Source organism: Mesorhizobium sp. B2-6-2 (assembly GCF_006440615.1).
Classification (GTDB): Bacteria; Pseudomonadota; Alphaproteobacteria; order Rhizobiales; family Rhizobiaceae; genus Mesorhizobium.
Window position 1 is genome coordinate 235,769 of the sequence record NZ_VFUG01000005.1, and the last position, 16,797, is coordinate 252,565.

At 64.4% G+C, this 16,797-nt stretch carries 19 protein-coding genes; 12 read left to right on the forward strand and 7 right to left on the reverse strand.

Translation table 11 applies throughout. From position 1 onward, the window contains the following. Nucleotides 1–28 precede the first annotated feature (28 nt). From FJ419_RS13665 to FJ419_RS13675, 3 genes are all read left to right on the forward strand, one after another. A complete protein-coding gene (locus FJ419_RS13665) occupies nucleotides 29–352 on the forward strand; it encodes a hypothetical protein (protein WP_140693234.1) in 324 nt (107 codons plus the stop codon). Between the two features lie 14 nt (nucleotides 353–366). Beyond that, nucleotides 367–585, forward strand: coding sequence for a hypothetical protein (locus FJ419_RS13670; protein WP_140693237.1), 219 nt, complete (start codon nucleotides 367–369; stop codon nucleotides 583–585). A gap of 186 nt (nucleotides 586–771) precedes the next feature. Further along, nucleotides 772–3,105: a response regulator gene (locus tag FJ419_RS13675; RefSeq protein WP_140693240.1), complete on the forward strand. Its 2,334-nt coding sequence runs from the start codon at nucleotides 772–774 to the stop codon at nucleotides 3,103–3,105. A gap of 233 nt (nucleotides 3,106–3,338) precedes the next feature. Here the strand turns inward: FJ419_RS13675 and FJ419_RS13680 are convergent, their stop codons facing one another. The 3 genes from FJ419_RS13680 to FJ419_RS13690 form a co-directional block, all read right to left on the reverse strand. Beyond that, nucleotides 3,339–4,199 carry a lytic transglycosylase domain-containing protein gene (locus FJ419_RS13680; RefSeq protein WP_140693244.1) on the reverse strand — a complete coding sequence of 287 codons (861 nt, stop codon included), beginning with the start codon at nucleotides 4,197–4,199 and terminating at the stop codon, nucleotides 3,339–3,341. 4 nt (nucleotides 4,200–4,203) lie between these two features. After that, nucleotides 4,204–5,454 carry a flavodoxin-dependent (E)-4-hydroxy-3-methylbut-2-enyl-diphosphate synthase gene (ispG, locus tag FJ419_RS13685; protein ID WP_140693248.1) on the reverse strand — a complete coding sequence of 417 codons (1,251 nt, stop codon included), beginning with the start codon at nucleotides 5,452–5,454 and terminating at the stop codon, nucleotides 4,204–4,206. Nucleotides 5,455–5,694: 240 nt separating this feature from the next. Beyond that, nucleotides 5,695–5,874: a YdcH family protein gene (locus FJ419_RS13690; RefSeq protein WP_042641511.1), complete on the reverse strand. Its 180-nt coding sequence runs from the start codon at nucleotides 5,872–5,874 to the stop codon at nucleotides 5,695–5,697. A 239-nt stretch (nucleotides 5,875–6,113) separates the two neighbouring features. On the opposite strand from FJ419_RS13690, the gene FJ419_RS13695 reads away from it, so the two are divergent. The 3 genes from FJ419_RS13695 (at nucleotide 6,114) to FJ419_RS13705 (ending at nucleotide 8,139) form a co-directional block, all read left to right on the forward strand. Continuing rightward, nucleotides 6,114–6,317, forward strand: coding sequence for a DUF465 domain-containing protein (locus FJ419_RS13695; protein WP_040985243.1), 204 nt, complete (start codon nucleotides 6,114–6,116; stop codon nucleotides 6,315–6,317). A 251-nt stretch (nucleotides 6,318–6,568) separates the two neighbouring features. Further along, on the forward strand, nucleotides 6,569–7,066 hold the full coding sequence (gene purE, locus FJ419_RS13700) for a 5-(carboxyamino)imidazole ribonucleotide mutase (RefSeq protein ID WP_140633234.1): 498 nt from the start codon (nucleotides 6,569–6,571) through the stop codon (nucleotides 7,064–7,066). Then, nucleotides 7,063–8,139, forward strand: coding sequence for a 5-(carboxyamino)imidazole ribonucleotide synthase (locus tag FJ419_RS13705; RefSeq protein ID WP_140693253.1), 1,077 nt, complete (start codon nucleotides 7,063–7,065; stop codon nucleotides 8,137–8,139). Before purE ends, FJ419_RS13705 begins: the two co-directional genes overlap by 4 nt. Before the next feature lie 7 nt (nucleotides 8,140–8,146). Here the strand turns inward: FJ419_RS13705 and FJ419_RS13710 are convergent, their stop codons facing one another. Then, on the reverse strand, nucleotides 8,147–8,569 hold the full coding sequence (locus tag FJ419_RS13710; protein WP_140693256.1) for a lysozyme inhibitor LprI family protein: 423 nt from the start codon (nucleotides 8,567–8,569) through the stop codon (nucleotides 8,147–8,149). A gap of 243 nt (nucleotides 8,570–8,812) precedes the next feature. Between FJ419_RS13710 and ykgO the strand changes: the two genes are divergently transcribed. The 3 genes from ykgO to FJ419_RS13725 all read left to right on the forward strand — a co-directional run bounded on the left by ykgO (nucleotide 8,813) and on the right by FJ419_RS13725 (nucleotide 10,907). Then, on the forward strand, nucleotides 8,813–8,938 hold the full coding sequence (gene ykgO / locus FJ419_RS13715) for a type B 50S ribosomal protein L36 (protein ID WP_006203764.1): 126 nt from the start codon (nucleotides 8,813–8,815) through the stop codon (nucleotides 8,936–8,938). Between the two features lie 153 nt (nucleotides 8,939–9,091). Continuing rightward, the gene (locus FJ419_RS13720; RefSeq protein WP_140693259.1) at nucleotides 9,092–9,709 is read left to right on the forward strand and encodes a hypothetical protein; all 618 of its coding nucleotides are present in this window, start codon (nucleotides 9,092–9,094) and stop codon (nucleotides 9,707–9,709) included. Nucleotides 9,710–9,845: 136 nt separating this feature from the next. Further along, nucleotides 9,846–10,907, forward strand: coding sequence for an alpha/beta hydrolase (locus tag FJ419_RS13725; RefSeq protein ID WP_140693262.1), 1,062 nt, complete (start codon nucleotides 9,846–9,848; stop codon nucleotides 10,905–10,907). 162 nt (nucleotides 10,908–11,069) lie between these two features. Here FJ419_RS13725 and pyk read toward each other — a convergent pair whose 3' ends face one another. Further along, nucleotides 11,070–12,497 (reverse strand): pyruvate kinase, encoded by a 1,428-nt coding sequence (pyk, locus tag FJ419_RS13730; protein ID WP_095767318.1) that lies wholly within the window; start codon nucleotides 12,495–12,497, stop codon nucleotides 11,070–11,072. Continuing rightward, nucleotides 12,494–12,982, reverse strand: a complete 489-nt coding sequence (locus FJ419_RS13735) for a DUF1036 domain-containing protein (RefSeq protein WP_095767317.1) — start codon at nucleotides 12,980–12,982, stop codon at nucleotides 12,494–12,496. Before FJ419_RS13735 ends, pyk begins: the two co-directional genes overlap by 4 nt. A 235-nt stretch (nucleotides 12,983–13,217) precedes the next feature. On the opposite strand from FJ419_RS13735, the gene FJ419_RS13740 reads away from it, so the two are divergent. The 3 genes from FJ419_RS13740 (at nucleotide 13,218) to FJ419_RS13755 (ending at nucleotide 15,852) form a co-directional block, all read left to right on the forward strand. Next, nucleotides 13,218–14,015 (forward strand): N-formylglutamate amidohydrolase, encoded by a 798-nt coding sequence (locus FJ419_RS13740; protein WP_140693265.1) that lies wholly within the window; start codon nucleotides 13,218–13,220, stop codon nucleotides 14,013–14,015. A gap of 23 nt (nucleotides 14,016–14,038) precedes the next feature. Further along, a complete protein-coding gene (locus FJ419_RS13745) occupies nucleotides 14,039–14,347 on the forward strand; it encodes a DUF1244 domain-containing protein (RefSeq protein ID WP_140693268.1) in 309 nt (102 codons plus the stop codon). Nucleotides 14,348–14,670: 323 nt separating this feature from the next. Next, entirely contained in the window at nucleotides 14,671–15,852 is a 1,182-nt protein-coding gene (locus FJ419_RS13755; RefSeq protein ID WP_140693271.1) for an MFS transporter, read from the forward strand. On the opposite strand, the gene FJ419_RS13760 is transcribed toward FJ419_RS13755, so the two are convergent. Then, nucleotides 15,810–16,724, reverse strand: coding sequence for a LysR family transcriptional regulator (locus FJ419_RS13760; protein ID WP_140693274.1), 915 nt, complete (start codon nucleotides 16,722–16,724; stop codon nucleotides 15,810–15,812). The two genes, FJ419_RS13755 and FJ419_RS13760, sit on opposite strands and share 43 nt — an antisense overlap. Nucleotides 16,725–16,797 lie beyond the last annotated feature (73 nt).

The window sequence follows — 16,797 nt, forward strand, 5'->3', positions numbered from 1 at the left end:
TATCCCGCATAGCAACAAGCTTGGACCAATGGCGACATATTCATCCGCTCTCGCAGCCAATCTCGGAAACCCGGGCCATTTGTACAGCTTTGCTCCGGAAAACGAGCCTGGAGATGACGAGGAGAATCCCGTCTCTCGCGAACCCGGCTCTGCCGAGCACGACGAACTCCCGTATAGGGTCGAATTGTGGAACGCCGCCAAGAATGGTGTCGAACAAGTCCTCGCTGTCACGGCAAATGCCAGTATCGGCTACGCTGCCTATTATGCAGCGACGCGTGAGCATCCGGATCGCTACGTCACCTTGCGGCACAAGAACAATTTCGTTTCGAGATGGAACGGCCCGACGAATTAGGCAGAGGCCTGTCTATGACACGGAGCGCCAATTCTTCCCGTTCGGCTGAAGCGCTGCCCTATCGTATCGAACTCTGGCGGGCCGACACCCATGAGATCATCGAACGGGTCCTCGCACGCGCCGCTACGGCCCAGCTTGCCCGCGCCATTTTTCAAGCCGCGAGAGACGAGCATCCTCGACGCCGGATCACGCTGCGCAAGGGAAACGGGATTCTCTCCGATACATCGGATTGACGATCTGCCGTCCGGTTTCGAGGCGCTGTCCGGAAGTCCAGCGCGCTCAACCTGTCTGTTACGGACAGCGATACGTCGCCTTTGTATCAGAAGCTGCTACAAGGCCACCCTCCCTCCAACGAAATCTTAATGTAAATCAAGCGTAATCCCGACCATTAAAATTGTGCGTATGTGTTGGGGTTGCGCATGCCGGAATATTCTTCCTTCCTCCGGTCGATCCGGATCCGCTACATTTCAGGATTGCTTGTCTTCGCGCTGGCTTCGGCCGCCGTCATGTTCGCGCTCAATCGTGTGAATTCGTACCGCCACGAGGTCGATGCTCTCAGCGGCAATTTCGTCATCTTCGCCCGCGACCTGCGCAACGCCACCAATTTCGCCGAGACCACCGGCACCGCCTGGCGCAGCGAGACGCGCGATGCGTTGGCGACCGCCGCGCGCGGCCATTCCGAACGCCTGATGGGCGAGATCGGGATCCTGAACGGTCAACTCGCCGCGATCAGGCCTCGCCTGTCGAACAACACCGTCAACGCGCTGGACACCGCTTCGGTCAATGACGACCTGTTCTGGTCGGCGCGCGACATGGTGCGCAACTTCAACCTGATGGCGGTCGCCCAGAAGGTCGACGAGTGGAGCTACCGCGAGATCCGCAACCAGAACGACCTTTTCGCCCAGCCGATGCTGGTGAAGGTGCGCACCGCGCTCGACGAGGAGCGCCGCCTCGCCGATGCTTCCAGCGACCGGCTCCTCCTGTGGGCGAGCGGCCTGCTGTTCGCCGTGCTCGCAATCGCGGCGTTTCTGATCTTCCGGCCGATGGAGAATGCGATCCGCCGCGCCTTCGCCGAGACCGCCGCATCTTTGTTCAAGGCCGAGGCCGCCGACCGCGCCAAATCCGAATTCCTCGCCAATATGAGCCATGAGATCCGCACGCCGATGAACGGCGTGCTCGGCATGGCGGAGTTGCTTGCCAAGACGGAGCTGACGCCGCGCCAGAAGACCTTCACCGACGTCATCGTCAAATCCGGCAACGCGCTGCTCACCATCATCAACGACATCCTCGATTTCTCGAAGATCAATGCCGGTCAGCTGACGCTCGACCCCGCCCCCTTCCGCCTGGCGGAGGCGGTCGAGGATGTGGCGACGCTGGTGTCGGCGCGCGTTGCCGAAAAGAACCTTGAGCTCATCGTGCGCGTCGACCCGCGCCTGCCGGCCTTCGTCGTCGGCGACGCCGGGCGCTTCCGCCAGATCGTCACCAACCTGCTCGGCAACGCAGTGAAGTTCACCGAAAAGGGCCATGTCCTGATCGACGTCGGCGGCGACGTCGTCGACGGTGTGGTCCAGCTCAAGGTCCGCGTCGAGGACACCGGCATCGGCATTCCAGCCGAAAAACTGCAAAGCGTGTTCGAGAAATTCGCCCAGGTCGACGGCTCCTCGACCCGCCGCCATGAAGGCACCGGCCTTGGCCTCGCGATCGGCGCCCGGCTTGTCGACCTGATGGGCGGCAAGATCGGCGTCGAAAGCGAGATCGGCCGCGGTTCCGTGTTCTGGTTTGCCGTCCCGCTGCCGGCGCATGACCAACAGGCGCGCGACGAGCTGGTGCCGGTCGACGTCACCGGCGCCCGTGTGCTGGTCATCGACGACAATCCGGTCAACCGCGATATCCTGCTGGAGCAGCTGAGAAGCTGGAGCTTCGACTGCGCGGCCGCCGAAAGCGGCGCGGTCGGCCTCGCCTTCCTCGACCGCGCCCGCCAGCTCGGAGCCTCGGTCGACTGCATCATCCTCGATTACCAGATGCCCGGCATGAACGGCGCCGATGTCGCCAGAGCCATCGCCGCCGACAGCCGCCTCTCCTCCATCCCAGTCGTGCTGCTCACCTCGGTCGACCAGGTCGATTTCGGCAGAATGGTGATCGATTTTGGCATCGTCGCGCATCTCACCAAGCCGGCGCGTTCGGCGGTGCTGCTGGGCACCGTGATCGCCGCCATCCAGAAGGCGCGCACGCAAGGCGCCAAGGCGCATTTCGTGCGCGAGCCGGTCGCGGCCCAGGCGGCCCCGCCGGCCTTCACCGTCATCCGCGGCCCGGCCGTCCCGGTCCCGGCAGCACCGGAATCGACCGCCGCGCCGAGCGGCCCGATCGATATCCTGATCGCCGAGGACAATGACGTGAACCAGCTGGTCTTCGGCCAGATCCTCAATGGTTTGGGCCTCAGCTACCGCATCGCCGGCAATGGCCGGACCGCGGTCGAGATGTACCGCTCGTTGCGCCCGCGCCTGGTGTTGATGGACGTCTCCATGCCGGAGATGAACGGCTATGAGGCGACCCGCGCCATCCGCGCCATCGAAGCGCAGAACGGCGACCACACGCCGATCATCGGCGTCACCGCGCATGCGCTCAAGGGCGACCGTGAAAAATGCATCGAGGCAGGCATGGACGACTATCTGCCGAAACCGGTCTCGCCCGACCGCCTCGGCGCCAAGATCGGCACCTGGCTCAGCGAGACGGTGGCGGCGAAGACGGCGTAGGCCGGCAGCTGTATGGTGGCCATCGGCCGCCGCCGAGTTCCTTCGCGCCCCCCTCTGCCCTGCCGGGCATCTCCCCACTTGGAGGAGATCAGCAGTTCCGGCGCTTCGCCCGTCCGATGGAGATTGGCGAAAGCAAACGTGACGGCCAATCTCCCCCCTTGTGGGGGAGATGTCCGGCAGGACAGAGGGGGGCGCTGTCCCGCCAGCGTTTCCGAATTTCTTTGCGATGCGAGCTACCGGTTGCGCAACACCATGCAGGCGCCGCCGACGCTTTGCAGCTTGTCGCAGATACCGTTGGCCTCGCCGCGCGAGTCGGCGCCGATCCTGACCGCGTAGATGCCGCGCCGGCCGATCGGCGTGCGAACCCGGCTCACCACCGGATCACGGCTGGCGAGCAAGGCCGGGAACCGGCCCCTGACCCGCAGCCATTGGCCTATCGCCGCCGAGCGGCGGAAATTGCCCGCCACCTGCACGCCCCACGGCTTCACGTTGATCGAAGCCATGGCGACGGTCCGCGACATGATCACCGGCAGCCTGCGGCAGGCAACCGCGAAGCTCATCTTCGGGTCGAGCGGCTGGACGGTGCCGGCATAGGACTTGTCCGAGAACTTGTCGACGGGCTCGCCCATGACGTCGAAGACATAGCTTTCCGTCTCCATCGGCAGGAAGCCGCCCGAGCTCAGCCAGCGCGACACGCGGTTCTCGCCGGCATTGTAGGCCGCGGCCGCGAGCCCGAGATTGCCGTAGCTGACCTTCATCTCGGCGAGATATTTCGCCGAGGCCGGGATGGCCTGCCCGATGTCGAAGGGATCGGCGAGCCCGCGCATCTTCGCGGTGCCCGGCATGAATTGCGCGATGCCTTCGGCGCCGACCGGGCTCACCGCGCCCGGATCGAAGCGGCTCTCCTTCCAGATCAGCCGGGCGAAGAAATCCTTGGGCAGGCCGTTCTGTTGAGCCTGGGTCTCGATCAGATCGCAGACGCGCGAAATCAGGCGCTTGGCGGCCGACTTCGACTGCGGCGGATCGGCGAATGCGTGGGCGGCCGGGATCAGCACGAAAAACAAGAGCAGCGTTGCCTTTAGGAAACGCCGCATCGGTTCATTCCGCGGCGGCTTTGCCGTGTCCGTACCGCTGCTCGATATAGTCGCCGACCATCTTCTCGAAATCCTGCGCGATCGAATGGCCGCGCAGCGTCGCAGCCTTCTTGCCGTCGATGAAGACAGGCGCCGTCGGCGTCTCGCCGGTGCCGGGCAGCGATATGCCGATATCGGCGTGCTTGGATTCGCCGGGGCCGTTGACGATGCAGCCCATCACGGCGACCTTGAGGTTCTCGACGCCAGGATATTTCTCGCGCCACACCGGCATGTTCTTGCGGATATCGGCTTGGATGCTCTGGGCAAGTTCCTGGAACACGGTGGATGTGGTGCGGCCGCAGCCGGGGCAGGCCGCAACGATAGGCACGAACTGCCGGAAGCCCATGGTCTGCAGAAGCTCTTGCGATACCTGCACCTCGCGGGTGCGGTCGCCATTCGGCTCCGGCGTCAGCGAGATGCGGATCGTGTCGCCGATGCCCTGCTGCAAGAGGATGCCCATCGCGGCGGAAGAGGCGACGATGCCCTTGGTGCCCATGCCGGCTTCGGTGAGGCCCAGATGCAGCGCATGGTCGGAGCGGGTGGCAAGCTCGGTGTAGACGGCGATGAGGTCCTGCACGCCGCTGACCTTGGCCGACAGGATGATCTTTTCGCGGCCAAGCCCGATCTCTTCCGCCATCTCGGCCGACAGGATCGCCGACTGCACGATCGCCTCGCGCGTGACTTCCTGCGCGGTGAGCGGCGAGCCCTTCGCCTGGTTGTCGTCCATCAGCCGGGTCAGCAGCTCCTGGTCGAGCGATCCCCAATTGACGCCGATGCGTACCGGCTTGTCATATCTGATCGCCATCTCGACGATCGCGGCGAACTGGCGGTCCTTCTTGTCCTTGAAGCCGACATTGCCGGGATTGATGCGGTATTTGGCCAGCGCTTCGGCGCAGGCCGGATGATCGGCGAGCAGCTTGTGCCCGATATAGTGGAAGTCGCCGACCAGCGGCACGTCGATGCCGAGCCGCGACAGCCGCTCATGGATGCGCGGAACCGCCGCCGCGCTCTCGTCGCGGTCGACCGTGATGCGCACGATCTCCGAGCCGGCACGATGCAGCGCCGCGACCTGGGCGACGGTCTGGTCAACATCGGCGGTGTCGGTGTTGGTCATCGATTGCACGACGACCGGTGCGCCGCCGCCGACCATCACGCCGCCAATCGATACGCCGACCGACCGGCGACGCGGGAAGGGAGAAGAAAAATATCCGGTCATGCCGGCCGCCTTCATCTGGGAGTTTCGGCATGAGGTGGCGGAGCAAAGATGGCTTGTCAATGGCAAGCGGCCAGCCAGCCTGCAAATCGGCTGGAGCCGTGCGAAAAATAACAGCCCGGCCGACAGCAAGATTTGCGGCCGAGTTCTCCGGCGATTTCAGTTAAAAGCACCGACCCGGTGGCATTTCTTGCCACCGGAAATTCACCGCGGCGGGTTGCGATGATGGTGCCTGGAAGAACTTCAGTGTGTCGTCGGACTAGCTTTCAGCTTTTCAATCTCGTCCTTGATTGCCAGCTTGCGTCGCTTGAGATTCACGATTTCGAGGTCGTCGACCGAAGGATGGTTCATCGCATCGGTGAGCTCACGCTCGATGTCACCGTGTTTCCGCTGCAACTCATCAAGATGGGATGCAAGAGACATGAATGGTTCTCCCTTTCATGGTTTCCTCGATTGCAGCCGTCGCAGGGGCCTCCACCGCAGGTTGCGACTGTGACGGCACCATGACAGTTTGCCACCAACCGATCTCGATGTCGAATGCCACGTGGTAGCATTCCACGACAAAGTGAAATGTGGTAAGGGCTGCCCGCCGGTCACAAACCCGCAAGTCACGGCCCCGCCCAAACAGCCCGATTGGGCGATGCATTCGCAGACGGTAGATAATGTCCGAACAGGAACAGGCTGAAATACGCCTCGAATATTCCCGGCTCAAACAAGAACACGCCGATTTCGACGCCGCCATCAACGCGATGATCGCTACCGGCTGCGACCCGCTTCAGATCCAGCGCATGAAGAAGAAGAAGCTGATGCTGAAAGACCGGCTGTCGGCGCTTGAAGACCGCATCATTCCCGACATCATTGCTTAGCGCAATTCCGAAAAGCGTGAGCGGTTACGCTGGCGACGTCGCCGTAGCTTCTCGTTTGGAATTGCGTCAAAACAAAGCGATTGAGCGGTTCGCCGTTTCCGTGAAACGGTGAAACGCTCCAGAGCCGAATGCAGGATCGCGGCCACGAGGCCACGGACCGCGCCGGCAGCGAAGCGGCGGCCATTGCGACAATCCTTGCGGCCCTTGGCGAATTCCGCTAAGGCGCGCCTTTGCCGCCGCGGAGCCACACCTTGACCGATCAGCGTGCCGACGTCGCCATCATCATGGGTAGCCAGTCCGACTGGGCGACGATGCGCCAGGCGGCGGAAACGCTGGAGGCGCTGGGCATCCCGCACAAGCGGCTGATTGTCTCCGCGCACCGCACCCCCGACCGCCTCTATGAGTTCGCCAAGGGCGCCAAGGCGGCTGGCTATAAGGTGATCATCGCCGGCGCCGGCGGCGCGGCGCATCTGCCAGGCATGACGGCGGCGATGACGCCGCTGCCCGTTTTCGGCGTTCCGGTTGAATCAAAGGCGCTGTCGGGACAGGATTCGCTTCTCTCCATCGTGCAGATGCCGGCCGGCATCCCGGTCGGCACTTTGGCGATCGGCAAGGCGGGCGCCGCCAATGCAGCCCTGCTCGCAGCGGCGGTGCTGGCGCTGAACGACGACAAGCTCGCCGCCCGGCTCGACGCCTGGCGCTCGGCGCAGACCGCCAAGGTCGCCGCCGAGCCGACGGACGCGCCGTGAACCTGACGCCGGGATCGACCATCGGCATCATCGGCGGCGGCCAGCTTGGCCGCATGCTGGCGATGGCCGCGGCGCGCCTCGGTTATCGCATCGTCGTGCTGGAACCGCAGCCCGACTGCCCGGCCGCCCAGGTCGCCAACCGGCAGATCGTCGCCGCCTATGACGATCCGGCGGCGCTCGCCGAACTCGCCGGCGCCAGCGCCGTCGTCACCTACGAATTCGAGAACGTCCCGGTCGCCGCCGCCGAAACGCTGGCGGCAAAAGTCCCGGTCTATCCGCCGACACGCGCGCTCGAAGTCGCGCAGGACCGCGTGACCGAAAAGAATTTTCTCAACGGCATCGGCATCCCGACGGCGGCATTCCACCCGGTCGACAATGACGACCAACTGACCGAGGCGTTGAAGACGGTCAACGGCAGCGGCGTGCTCAAAACCCGCCGCATGGGCTATGACGGCAAGGGCCAGCGCGTCTTCCGCAACATGGAGACAGCCGGCTTTGTCGGCGTCTGCGAGGCGATGGGCAATGTGCCGCTGATCCTGGAATCGCTCGTTGCTTTCGAGCGCGAGATTTCGGTAATCGCCGCGCGTGGGCTCGACGGAAGTATCGCCGTCTTCGATCCGGCCGAAAACGTCCACCGCGAGGGCATATTGCGCAGCTCCACTTTGCCGGCGGCCATCCGCCCGGAAACGGCAGCCGCCGCCAGGGATGCCGCTTCGACAATCCTTTCCGCGCTCGGCTATGTCGGCGTCATCGGCGTCGAGTTCTTCGTGCTGGCCGACGGCGCGCTTCTGGCCAACGAGCTGGCGCCGCGCGTGCACAATTCCGGCCACTGGACGGAGGCTGCCTGCGTCGTCTCGCAGTTCGAGCAGCATATCCGCGCCGTCGCCGGCCTGCCGCTGGGTTCGCCCGCCAGGCATTTTGACTGCGTGATGGAAAACCTGATCGGCGACGACATGCTGAAAGTGCCGGCGCTGCTGGCTGAGCCCGATCTGACGCTGCATCTCTACGGCAAGGCCGAGTCGCGCCCCGGCCGCAAGATGGGCCATTTTACACGCATCATCAGGCCCCGATAACCATCGCTTACTGCATGTCCTGGTCGTCGTCCCCCTCTGGGCCGGCGCAGCTCGGATCGCTCAGCTTGCAGTTGGCGTCGGATGTCAACTGCTTGATGCGTTCATTGGTCAGCGTCGTCAGGCACTGCGAAACCTCCATCGGATGAATGGAGCCGCCCTCGCTGTCGGCAGTCGAATAGGCGCATTCGGCGTCGCGAAAGCCGATCCAGGCGCGTTGCGCCGTCTGCAGGAGCTTGTTCGAGGCCTGATCGTTGCTGCCGACGATGTTCTTATAGGCGGCATTGAGCTTGGCATCGGCGGCCTGATAGTCGGCATCGGAGCAGATGTTGAGCATCGACTGGCTGTCGTCATTGCGGTCGCAGTCCTCGGCAAAGGCTGCCGGGGCCGTTGCGAGCAAGGCAAGACAGGCAGGCAAAAACAGGCGGCGCATGTGCAATCTCCGGTCGTTTCGGCGAGACCGCACCATCTCAGCCGCCCTTGAGTCGCGCAATGCCGTGCTGCCGGATGGCGAATATTTGATCTGCCGGCCCACTTGTGGCATTCGGGGCACGCGCACGTGGTTGACACGGGCAAGGCACCTCGTTTATGAGCCACGCAAGTTCAAAGGCGCGCTTTTTCCGGGCGCGCCTTTAAAATTCGGCCCGGGACGGGCCCTGACCGAACAGGCAAGACCATGAAGATCAAGAATTCGCTCAAGGCGCTCAAGGCGCGTCACCGCGACAACCAGCTGGTTCGCCGCAAGGGACGCATCTACATCATCAACAAGACTGCTCCGCGCTACAAGGCGCGCCAGGGCTGAGACTTGAGCGCAGCTTGCTGTCGCTTGAGCGCAGCTTGCTTGCTGTCGCTTGCTGCGCGGCGTCTACGCCGCGCTGATGTTGACTGCCGGTTCGCCGGCGCTCTCACGCTAAAATCACTTTGACGATCCGCCGTCCGGGACTAGATTCCGGCGATGCGGATTCGTTTTGCATTTCTCGCCGCCCTTTTGCTCTCCGGCACGGCTTTGCCGGCAGGGGCAGAAACGGTGCCAGGCGCGCTGCCGCCAGATGCCGCGCCGCCCGCCGCGACGCCGCCGGCCGCTCCGACCAGGCAGGGCCGCCTCGACCAGCTCTTCGCCGAGTTGAAGCGCGAGCGCAATGAAAAGGCTGCCGAGCGCATCGCTGGCCGCATCTGGAACGAGTGGAACCAGTCGGGCAGCGCCTCGATCGACCTGATGATGCGATGGGCGCAAAAGGCGACGGAAGACCAGAAATTCGACGTCGCCCTCGACTTCCTCGACCAGGTCGTGACCTTGCAGCCCGACTATGCCGAAGGCTGGAACCGCCGCGCCACCGTCCATTTCATGATGAAGAATTACGGGAAGTCGATGGCCGACATCGACCGCACCCTAGAGCTCGAGCCGCGCCATTTCGGCGCGCTCTCTGGCCTCGCCCAGATCATGGCCGAAACCGGCCACAAGCAGTCGGCGCTGGAGGCCTGGCAAAAGGTGCTGGCGATCTACCCTATGATGCGCAGCGCCCAGAACCAGGTCTCGACGCTCTCGGAAGAGCTGGCCGGCGAGGGGATTTAGGCAGTTGGAATTGGGCAGTAGGCAATAGGAAAGAGAGCAACATACTGCCTACTGCCTACTGTCTACTGTCTACTGCCTACTCCCCTACTCCCCTACTCCCCTAAACTAATTCCGCCCTACCCCCGTATCTCCCCGCATGAACCTCATCTGCGCCATCCTCCTTTTTCTGGTCGCTCTCCTCTTTGCCTTCGCCGGCTTCACCCGCGCCGGTGTCTGGCTGGTCGAGCGACGCAGTCCGCCTATCGGCGCGTTCGCCGAGATCGATGGCGCGCGCATCCATTACGTCCATATCCCGGCGCCCGCCGGCGCCGAGCTGCCGCCGGTCGTCTTCATCCATGGCGCGAGCGCCAATCTCAAGGACCAGATGCTGCCGCTGAGGCCACTGCTCGAGGGTCGCGCCGAAATGCTGTTCCTCGACCGCCCGGGGCTCGGCTGGTCGGAGCGCGGAGACAATGAGACGTTGGCGACGCAGGCGGATACTATTGCCGCGCTGATGGACCGGCTGGGAATCCGCGACGCAGTCATCGTCGCCCATTCCTTCGGCGGCGCGATCACCACGGCCTTCGCCCGTCAGCATCCGGAAAAAACGCTTGGCCTCGTCTTCCTTTCGCCCGCCACGCATCCCTGGCCGGGCGGCGCGACCGCCTGGTACTACAAGCTCACGGCCACGCCGGCGATCGGCTGGCTGTTTTCCGAAACGCTCGCCTATCCGGCCGGCATGCTGCAGATCGGCGGCGCGACGTCTTGCGTCTTTTCGCCAAACGATGTGCCGAACTCCTATGTCGACAATGCCTCGATCCCGCTGGTGCTGCGGCCATCCGCCTTCCGCGCCAACGCCCGCGATGTCGCCCAGCTCTACGACTATGTCCGCGCCGCCTCGCCTGGCTATCGCGAGATCAAGGCGCCGACGGTCGTCATCTCGGGCGATCGCGACAAGGTGGTCTATGCAACAATCCATTCCATCGGCCTGGAACGCGACATTCCCGGCGCCGAATTGGTCTGGGTCCACAATCTCGGCCACAAGCCGGACTGGATCGCGCCCGACCTCGTGATCGGCGCGATAGCGAAAGTGGCCGGCGCGCCGATCGACCTGCAGGCGATGGCCAAGACCGTGGAAGGCCGGATCGCCGGCGATGCGCAAGGCGCCGGTAGATGTCCTGAGCTCCGAGTGCCAGACGCAGAACTCGCGCCAGGCTGAACTCGAAGGTTCAAGCGCCAAGGGCTTGTTGAGATTCGGGTCAGGCCGAGCCGAAAATGGCGGGTTCCGAGAACCGGAGCGCAGCGTACTTAACGTACGTGAGCACCGGAAGCGCAGGAAACCGGCATTAGCAGGCCGGCCTCACCCGAATATCAACACGCCCTAATGGGTCTCCGACCCCACATAGGCAATCCGCAGCATATTGGTCGAGCCGGGCGTCCGCAGCGGCACGCCGGCCGTGATGATGACGCGATCGCCCGGCTTGCCGAAGCCTTCCTCCAGCGCGATGCGGCAGGCCCGATCGACCATGTCGTCGAGGTCGGTCGCGTCCGGCGAGACGACGCAATGCGTGCCCCATAGGAGCGACAGCCGGCGCGCCGTGTTGACGATCGGCGACAGCGCCACGATCGGCACCTGCGGGCGCTCGCGCGCGGCGCGCAAGCCAGTGGTGCCCGACGCGGTGTAGGAGATGATCGCCGACAGTTTCAGCGTCTCGGCGATCTCGCGCGCGGCCAGCGAGATGGCGTCGGCGCCGGTGGCTTCCGGCTCCGAACGCTGCGCGTTGATGATGCCGGCATAGGTCGGGTCGGTTTCGACCTTGGTGGCGATGCGGTTCATCATGGCGACCGCCTCGACCGGATAGGCGCCGGCCGCCGATTCGGCCGAAAGCATGATCGCGTCCGCGCCTTCGAAGACGGCGATCGACACGTCGGAGACCTCGGCGCGGGTCGGCACGGGCGCGGTGATCATCGATTCCAGCATCTGCGTGGCGATCACCACCGGCTTGCCGGCGCGGCGCGCCGCGCGCGTGATCTGCTTCTGGATGCCAGGCACGGCTTCCAGTGGCATCTCGACGCCGAGATCGCCGCGGGCGACCATCAGCGCGTCGGAGAGCTCGATGATCTCGGGAAGCCGGGCCACCGCCTGCGGCTTCTCGATCTTGGCCATGATCAGCGCGCGGCCGCGCGCGATCTTGCGGGCCTCAGCCAGGTCCTCCGGCCGCTGCACGAAGGACAGCGCCACCCAGTCGACGCCGGTGGCAAGCACCGCGTCGAGATCGGCACGGTCCTTCTCGGTCAGCGCGCCGACCGGCAGGTCGGTATCGGGCAGGCTGACGCCCTTCTTGTCGGAAATACCCGAGCCGGCGACGACCGTGCAGGTGATCGACTTGCCGTCGCTCTTCAGCGCCTTCAGCTCCAGCTTGCCGTCGTCGATCAAAAGACGGTGACCGGCCTCGACCGAGCTCAGGATTTCGGGATGCGGCAGATATACCCGCTTCGACGTGCCGGCTTCGGGATTGTCGTCGAGCGTGAAAGTCTGGCCGACAGCCAACGCTTCCTTGACGTTGGCGAACTTGCCGACCCTGAGCTTCGGGCCTTGCAGGTCGGCCAGGATGCCGATCGGTCGGCCGACGGCCGCCTCGACGGCGCGGATGCGGCCGACCAGCGTGCGCATCAGCTCGTGGTCGGTATGGCTCATATTGATGCGGAAGACATCGGCGCCCGCTTCGAAGAGCTTTCTCAGCATCTCCTCGGAGGAGGAAGCCGGACCGATGGTGGCGAGGATCTTGACCTTGCGGCTGCGTCTCATTGACTGTTTGTTCCCGGAGCGGGGGTCGCTGGCGCGCCTCCCGTTGCGGGCTCGTCGGTCAGCTGGACCATCCAGCTGGCCTGCTCGCCCGTGTCATATTCCTGAAATCCGGCGCGTTGGAAGCCCCGGGCGACGCAATCATTCACGCCGGCTATCTTGAACTCTTTTTCGGCGACGCACATGTTGATCGGGCCGTCCCAGCGCCCGCCACGTTCGGCGTCTTCTGCATAAAGATAGTAAAACCTTGATGACAGCGGACCCTCGATCAGCGTCTTGCAGGTCGATCCTTCGATGTGCCACCAGCCCTCGGTGATCCAGCCGGCCTTGGCGCGATAGCCGATGCCGACGCCCACCAGATTTTGCGTCGCGTTGCAAACGCGGAAGTCGGCCCGGGCCGGCGAGGTCGCGGCTATCGCGAAAAATCCCGCGCCGACGATCAGCAACGGCACGGCCAGGCGCTTGCGCAACCGGCCGGCAAAACCCATCGCAGATCCCCTTGCGAACCACATTTGCATCTCTCGAAGCCCTTTTCAGCAAACTCCGGGCGCATGTCAACGCGCCGTTTTGTTCAATTCCAATCGATTTAGAAGGGCCCGTCGCGCAAATTCTCCCTCGGCCGGGGATTTTTTGCGGAAACCTTGGCCAAACAACGGCATTGCGCCGGCGTCCTCTTCGTGGAATGACGATAGCACATCGCAGCCGCCATCCCCTTTTCAGCCGATGACCCGATCCACAGTTTTCACGCCGTTCGACATAGTCGAGGGCGACCGCAAGAAAGGCGTCGTGCTTCTCGCCGACCACGCCCGCCGCGATCTCCCCGACGAATATGGCAGTCTCGGCTTGCCGGCGTCCGAATTCGACCGTCACATCGCCTATGACATCGGCGTCGAGACGGTGACGCGCGAGCTCGCCGCTGCTCTTGACGTGCCGGTGGTGCTTGCCGGCTTCTCGCGGTTGCTGATCGACCCCAACCGGGGCGAGGACGACCCGACCATGATCCGCCAGCTCTATGACGGGACCGTGGTGCCGGGAAACTATCCGATTGCCCGGGAGGAGCGCGAGCGGCGGCTTGACCGTTTCTACCGGCCCTATCACGACGCCGTCGGCGCGATGATTGCCTCCGTCGCCCATGCTTCGGGCAAGGCGCCGTTCATCCTCTCCGTGCATTCCTTCACGCCGGCGATGCAGGGTTTTGTCCGCCCCTGGCATGTCGGCGTCCTGTGGGATCGAGACGACCGCGTGGCGCGGCCGCTGATCGACATGCTGGCCGAGGACAAGTCCCTCGTCGTCGGCGACAACGAACCCTATGACGGCGCGCTGCGCGGCGACACCATGTTCCGCCATGCCATCGTCAACGGCTATGCGCATGCACTGATCGAGATCCGTCAGGACCTGATCGCCGACCGCGCCGGCGCCTTGGCCTGGGCCGAACGCCTGGCGCCGATCGTTGACGCCATCGACCGGCGCCCCGATATACATCAGGTGAAGATGTTCGGCTCGCGCACCGGGCCTGTGTGACGAGACCGACCGGGAGTTCCCCAATGACCGAACTCAACGACGACCAGAAACGCGACTTCGAGGCAGCCGCCTTCCGCCGGCTGGTGCAGCATCTGCGCGAACGCGGCGATGTCCAGAACATCGACCTGATGAACCTCGCCGGCTTCTGCCGCAACTGCCTGTCCAATTGGTATCGCGAAGCCGCCGAAGCCGAGGGTGTGGCATTGTCGAAGGACGCTGCGCGCGAGATCATCTACGGCATGCCCTATGCCGAATGGCAGGCGCTCAACCAGACCGAGGCGTCGGAAGCCAAGAAGGCCGAGTTCGAGGCGCGGCGGCCAAAGGATCACTAAGCTAACGGCGAGGGCATAAGAGCGAGCGCTGGCGGGACAGCGCCCCCCTCTGGCCTGCCGGCCATCTCCCCCACTTGGGGGGAGATCAGACGTCGCGTCGGCTTTCGCCAATCTCCAATGCCGCAGGATGAAGCGAGGCGCCCGAACAGCCAATCTCCCCCCTTGTGGGGGAGATGTCCGGCAGGACAGAGGGGGGCGCGAAGGATCGCTACCGAACGATTTTTCATCGCCTTGGTCCAAGCACTTCCTCACTGCGGTCCTTGACTACGAATTGAATCGATTTAATTTGCCGCGCGAATCCTTTGCGTGGCGGATTTCAGACCATGAGCGTGCAAACCACGATGCAGGCCGCGGCGCGCGGCCGCTGGGCCGTTGCCGGTATTTTCCTCGCCAATGGTTTTCTCACCGGCAGCTGGGCGCCGCAGATCCCGGTGTTTCTTACCCGGCTCGACATCACCCGATTCACCCTCGGCCTGCTGATCCTCCTGTTCGGCGTCGGCGCGGTCATCGCCATGACCTGGTGCGGCCATCTGATCTCCCGGCACGGCTCGCGCAGTGTGACGCGCTGGTTCGGTGTCTGCGGCAGCTTCGGCCTGCTGATCGTGGCGCTCGCCCCCAACGTTCCCCTGGCTGCCATCGCCATGCTCGTCTTCGGCGGCTCGATCGGCGGCATGGACGTCGCCATGAACTCCAACGCCGTCGTGGTGGAAAGGCGGCTTTCGCGCGCGATCATGTCGTCGTCGCACGGTTTCTGGAGCCTCGGCGGCTTCGCCGGCGGCGCGCTCGGCGGCTTCTCGATCCAGAATTGCGGCTATCTTGCCCATGCCGTCGCGGTGACAGTGATCGCCTTTGCCATCATCGCCTTTGCCATTCGCTATCTCATCGCCGAGGGCCGGCCGCAGGCGGTCGAGCACCGGAAATTCACGCTGCCGCGGCACATGGCCGTCTATCTGGTCGGGCTGATGGCGCTGCTCACCATGATCTCGGAAGGCGCGGTGCTCGACTGGGCGGCACTCTTCCTCAATCAGGAGCTGGGTGCCGATCTCGCAGTCGCCGGCCTCGCCTATGCCGCCTTCTCCGGGGTCATGGCGCTGATGCGTTTCCTGGGCGACGGCGTGCGCAACCGCTTCGGCGCGGTGTCGACCTTGCGCGGCTCCGCGCTCGCCGCCGCCGCCGGCATGCTGGTCGCCGGCCTCTCGCCCTCGCCTTACCTTGCCATCGCCGCCTTTGCTTTCTGCGGCTTCGGCATCGCCAACATGGTGCCGATCATCTTTTCGGCCGGCGGCAACCAGGAAGGCATGTCGTCCGGCACCGGCATGAGCGTCGTCACCACCATGGGCTATTCCGGCATATTGGTGGCGCCGTCGGCAATCGGCTTCGTCGCCGAGCAATCGAGCTTCGGCCCGATCTTCGTCGCGCTTTCCGGATTGTTGGTCGTCGTCCTCTTGATGGCCGGCCTCGCTCACCGGGCCGAATTCGCGCCTGAACCGATCCCAGCCGAATAGCGCTTCAGTTCCTCATGCAGGAAATCCGCCACGCGGCGGATGCGCATGCTGGTGCGCACGTCTCGATGCATGGCAAGCCAGACCGGCAGAACCGGCAGAGGCACATCGGGCAACAGCTTTTCCAGGTCGGGGTCGCGGTCGGTCAGCGGTTCCTGGCCGATGCCGATGCCGTTGCCGGCCCGCACCGCTTCCCAAAGCACGATCTGGTTGTCGGTCCTGAAGCGGAAATGGCTGCGGCCGACCGGGATGCCAAACGCGGTGAAACCGCGAATGATTTCGTCGCTGCGGTCGAAGCCGACCAAGGCGTGCTCGGCAAGGTCGGCGGGTGTTTCGGGCCGGCCGCGCCGCTCGAGATAGGCGCTGGCGGCACATAGGCACAGTGGGATGTCGGCGACCTTGCGCGCCACCAACTCGTTTTGCGCCGGCCTGACCATGCGGATGGCGATATCGGCATCGCGGCGCAAAAGGTTCTCGACCTGATTGGAAGCGACGATCTCGACCTCGATGCCTGGCTCTTCCTCACCGAGACGCGCCATCATGCTGGGTAGCACGAAGGCGGCGACAACCTCCGAGGCGGCGACGCGCACCGTGCCCTCGATCGCTTCGACCGAACCTAGCGCTAGCAACGAGAACGCGTTGGCCTGCTCGCTGACCGCCCGGCCGCGCTCGTAGAGCGTGCTGCCCGCCTCGGTCAGCTCGTAGCCGCGCCGCCCGCGTCGGAACAGCGTAACGCCCAGCGCCTGCTCGAGCTCGGCGATGTGACGGCCGAGCGTCGGCTGGCTGGCCGCGAGCCTGCGCGCCGCGCCCGAAAGACTGCCGGTCTCGGCGACCGCGACAAAACTCTTGATCAGGTTCCAGTCGAATTCCTTCATTCATTTTTGAATAACAGATCGCCAATCACAGTCAATTTCAATTCACTGGCGAAGGCATCAGATTGGTCGGGCA

What these genes read in the sequence shown, in the direction of transcription:
- FJ419_RS13665 (WP_140693234.1), top strand. Translation starts at nt 29, where the DNA reads ATGGCGACATATTCATCCGCTCTCGCAGCCAATCTCGGAAACCCGGGC.
- FJ419_RS13670 (WP_140693237.1), top strand. Translation starts at nt 367, where the DNA reads ATGACACGGAGCGCCAATTCTTCCCGTTCGGCTGAAGCGCTGCCCTAT.
- FJ419_RS13675 (WP_140693240.1), top strand. Translation starts at nt 772, where the DNA reads ATGCCGGAATATTCTTCCTTCCTCCGGTCGATCCGGATCCGCTACATT.
- FJ419_RS13680 (WP_140693244.1), bottom strand. Translation starts at nt 4,199, where the DNA reads ATGCGGCGTTTCCTAAAGGCAACGCTGCTCTTGTTTTTCGTGCTGATC.
- ispG (WP_140693248.1), bottom strand. Translation starts at nt 5,454, where the DNA reads ATGACCGGATATTTTTCTTCTCCCTTCCCGCGTCGCCGGTCGGTCGGC.
- FJ419_RS13690 (WP_042641511.1), bottom strand. Translation starts at nt 5,874, where the DNA reads ATGTCTCTTGCATCCCATCTTGATGAGTTGCAGCGGAAACACGGTGAC.
- FJ419_RS13695 (WP_040985243.1), top strand. Translation starts at nt 6,114, where the DNA reads ATGTCCGAACAGGAACAGGCTGAAATACGCCTCGAATATTCCCGGCTC.
- FJ419_RS13710 (WP_140693256.1), bottom strand. Translation starts at nt 8,569, where the DNA reads ATGCGCCGCCTGTTTTTGCCTGCCTGTCTTGCCTTGCTCGCAACGGCC.
- ykgO (WP_006203764.1), top strand. Translation starts at nt 8,813, where the DNA reads ATGAAGATCAAGAATTCGCTCAAGGCGCTCAAGGCGCGTCACCGCGAC.
- FJ419_RS13720 (WP_140693259.1), top strand. Translation starts at nt 9,092, where the DNA reads ATGCGGATTCGTTTTGCATTTCTCGCCGCCCTTTTGCTCTCCGGCACG.
- FJ419_RS13725 (WP_140693262.1), top strand. Translation starts at nt 9,846, where the DNA reads ATGAACCTCATCTGCGCCATCCTCCTTTTTCTGGTCGCTCTCCTCTTT.
- pyk (WP_095767318.1), bottom strand. Translation starts at nt 12,497, where the DNA reads ATGAGACGCAGCCGCAAGGTCAAGATCCTCGCCACCATCGGTCCGGCT.
- FJ419_RS13735 (WP_095767317.1), bottom strand. Translation starts at nt 12,982, where the DNA reads ATGGGTTTTGCCGGCCGGTTGCGCAAGCGCCTGGCCGTGCCGTTGCTG.
- FJ419_RS13740 (WP_140693265.1), top strand. Translation starts at nt 13,218, where the DNA reads ATGACCCGATCCACAGTTTTCACGCCGTTCGACATAGTCGAGGGCGAC.
- FJ419_RS13745 (WP_140693268.1), top strand. Translation starts at nt 14,039, where the DNA reads ATGACCGAACTCAACGACGACCAGAAACGCGACTTCGAGGCAGCCGCC.
- FJ419_RS13755 (WP_140693271.1), top strand. Translation starts at nt 14,671, where the DNA reads ATGAGCGTGCAAACCACGATGCAGGCCGCGGCGCGCGGCCGCTGGGCC.
- FJ419_RS13760 (WP_140693274.1), bottom strand. Translation starts at nt 16,724, where the DNA reads ATGAAGGAATTCGACTGGAACCTGATCAAGAGTTTTGTCGCGGTCGCC.